General features: G+C 55.0%; 3 protein-coding genes. 1 reads left to right on the top strand and 2 read right to left on the bottom strand.

Features of this window, described 5'->3' with window-relative positions; all coding sequences use genetic code 11:
* Positions 1-292: 292 nt before the first annotated feature.
* On the bottom strand, positions 293-1,693 hold the full coding sequence (locus RMSM_RS01825; protein WP_008690692.1) for an MBL fold metallo-hydrolase: 1,401 nt from the start codon (positions 1,691-1,693) through the stop codon (positions 293-295).
* 288 nt (positions 1,694-1,981) lie between these two features.
* On the opposite strand from RMSM_RS01825, the gene RMSM_RS01820 reads away from it, so the two are divergent.
* Positions 1,982-2,836 carry a sulfite exporter TauE/SafE family protein gene (locus tag RMSM_RS01820; protein WP_008690689.1) on the top strand — a complete coding sequence of 285 codons (855 nt, stop codon included), beginning with the start codon at positions 1,982-1,984 and terminating at the stop codon, positions 2,834-2,836.
* A gap of 194 nt (positions 2,837-3,030) precedes the next feature.
* On the opposite strand, the gene RMSM_RS42250 is transcribed toward RMSM_RS01820, so the two are convergent.
* Positions 3,031-3,219 (bottom strand): hypothetical protein (locus RMSM_RS42250; RefSeq protein WP_040763585.1); only part of this gene is annotated, 189 nt, incomplete at its 5' end.

Below are 3,219 nucleotides of genomic sequence, written 5' to 3'. Positions count from 1 at the left end.
ACTCCCTGATATTTTTTTGCCATCCATCTTTTTGTCGGCCTGCGGTTCGGCGTGCAATCGACGTCGCGAAAAATGGCGACTGAGCGGAGACGTTATAACACCAGTGCCATCGCTGGCTGCTGAATAAGGCAACAATATAGGTGGCAAAAAGATGGGGCGCCGGACGATGGGGTGGCATTAGGTGTTATCCTGCCCAAGCCATATGATGGCCACGGCTATTGCCTCTGATTCTCTTCGCGGAGGCTCTGCGGCCTCCGCGTTGCTTTGGATCCGCATTCTGGTGCGGTTGTTATTACTTTTGCACGTCGTAGCCAGCCTTCTTCCATGCCTTCATGCTGCCGGGGACGTTGTAAACCTGCTCATAGCCACCTCGCTGCAACAGACTCGCTGCCAAACTTGCTCGATAACCGCTGCCGCAGAAAACGGCCACCGGTTCACTCTGGTTGATGTTCAGGTTGCCATTGACCCCGCCACGCATCTCCGAGACGAACTTGTGTTTGGCCTTGGGCAGGTGACCGCTCTCGAATTCACTGGGCGTTCGAACATCGAGCACCTGCACACGATCCTGCTGTTCAGCGAGTTGTTGAACCGGCATTTGCGGAAGGCTCGCGATTGGCAGACCTGCGTTCTCCCACGCTTTCATGCCACCAGCAAGATAGCCCGCGAATCGTGTCAGCCCGACATAGGCGAAGTGCCAAGTGATCCAGTCGAGGTTCGATTCATCTTCCACGACCAACAAAATTGGCTTGTCGTAGGAAAGCATGTCACCGGCCCAGACCGACATCTCGGGACGATCACCGATATTGATTGCGCCCGGAATATGACCGCCGCCAAAAGCAAGCATCTGCCGCGTGTCGACAAGTTGTGCGTCACCTTTATCCGCAGCCGATTTAAATTGCTCAGCAGGCAGCCCTTGAATAGGAGGAGCCGAACCAATGACTTTCGGACCTCGCGCGTTGACCTTTTTCATGATTGGGTAGTGCTGAGGCACGGGCGGCGCACCTGATTCGATAAACTTCTTGAACTTGTCAAAGTCATCATATTGCAGAAATTCATTGGTTTCCCGTTCGTACCCAATCGTACTCATCGGCCGCTCACCGATGTCGGCCCCGCAGGCCGATCCCGCACCATGGCACGGATAGATGATGACGCCGTCATCCAGTTTCAGGTAATAATCCCTCAGCGTCGAGAACAGCTTTTTGGTCAGCTCTTCGGTCTCTTCTTCGCCCAGCAGGTCGGGCCGCCCGGCCGAACCGACGAACAATGAGTCGCCCGTCAGGACACCCCACGGGGAATCAACACGATCCTTTTCGGCAAGTTCATAAGACACATGCTCTGGAGTATGTCCAGGCGTATGACGCACCGTCAGCACCAAGGAACCGAACTCAAACGAATCTTCTGCCTTGATCTTTTCTACGTCAAAATCGTACTTTGCATCTCCTTCGCCGCTGGCGTAAATCTTTGCCGTTCCCAGCCGAGATGCGAGCTCGCGTGCACCGCTCATAAAATCCGCGTGAATGTGCGTCTCGAAAATATGCGTGATCGCGACGCCGTACTCGCGGCTCAGTTCGAGATAGACCTCGACGTTGGGCCGTGGATCGATCACGGCGGCCGTTCCTGTGCTGTCATCGCCCACTAAGTACGAGAGTTGTGCGATACCTTCGGTCTGAACCTTTTGAAATACCAACGTCATCGGAGGACTCCTTTGTGAATGGTTTGTTTTGGAATGAATGATTTTACGAAGGACGCCTCGCCAATCGACGCGTCATTTCTATTCCTGTGTTCGATTCTCGATCAAGGCAGCAAACATCATTCCGTTTGCAGCGGATTTTCGACGAGCGGTTGGGGTTCAATCAGGTATCGCATTTGCAGTCGGTCCGCATTGTTTGTGTCGAACGGCATCGACAGCCTAAGCCCCAGTTGATCGTTTGGCGTCCAAAGTGTTTGTTACCGAAGTTTCCTTTTTCCCCCGGCGTCGATCATGGATCCGCTCCTCACCGCTCTCGTCCTGGCGCTGCTCGTCGGAATCACGCTCGGGATTTTTGGGGCAGGTGGTTCGATTTTGACGCTGCCCATCTTCACTTTTGTCCTTGGGGTCCCGGTGGGGCAAGCGGTCGCGATGTCGATGGTGGTCGTCGGCGGCTGCAGCCTGCCAGCGGCGGTCCGCTACTGGCAGAAAAAGAATTTCCACCTACGCGCCGCAGTCCTGTTTTCGGTCTCTGGGGCCTTGGGAGCCTATGCGGGATCTTTTCTGACGGCACTTGTCTCCGAGCGGACGCTGTTGCTGATTTTTGCCGCCATCATGTTGGGCGCAGGGATCGCAATGGTACGGGGGCGAGGCGAAAACGATCAGCGTGAACGGGGATGCCGCATTTGGCCTTGTCTACTAATCGGTGCTACCGTAGGCGTGTTGACCGGTTTTCTCGGCGTTGGTGGTGGCTTCCTCATTGTCCCCGCCCTGGTGTTGTTCGCTGGCATCGATGCGAAACGCGCCGTCGGTACGTCGCTGGCGATCATTTCGTTAAACACAGTCGCTGGACTTGCCGGGCAGCTCCGCTCGACAGACATCGACTGGCGGGTCACGCTCGCGTTCTTTGCTCTGGCATTTTTGGGAATGCTTATCGGATTGGTGTTGTCGGAATGGTTGCCGGCCGAACGGATACGAACCGCCTTCGGATGGTTTGTGATCATTTTGGCACTCGTCATCGGCGGACTCTCGCTACGCAAGAAGCCGGATCACGACGACCGGGGCCAGCAGAGTACGAACGTGACTGAAGCTGTCAGGACACAAGAAACTAGTGTCGGCGATCCTGCCACGGTTCAAGCTCGATTGTAGAGACGACACGATAAGTACTAGAGATCGACCCGATTTAGCATCGCAGCGAGCCGAGCGATTCGTGGCGTCAATGCACCGGTGTCAGTGTTGGCTCGTGAATAAGGCAAACCATGAAGTGGCAAAAAGATGGGACACCGCAGAGTGGTGCTGCAATCTGATTGTTTTGCAGCCTATGCATTCTTCCTGTCTGTCGGTTATCCGGTGTTTGGTGGACGTTGCGAAATCAAGAATCGAGTGAGCCGCTGTGTTGTGTTGCCGGGGACAACGTTGGTAACTGGTTTGGCAGGAAAATGAAGAGGGGCAGGAAAATGGGGGACCGCAAGATGGTCCTGCTCGTTGATATATTTTTGTCCTCCATCTTTTTGCCGGCCTGCGGTACGACG

Source organism: Rhodopirellula maiorica SM1, from assembly GCF_000346295.1.
GTDB classification, from domain to species: Bacteria; Planctomycetota; Planctomycetia; order Pirellulales; family Pirellulaceae; genus Novipirellula; species Novipirellula maiorica.
Note: the sequence above shows the minus strand (reverse complement) of the source record. Positions and strands in the feature narration are given on the sequence as shown.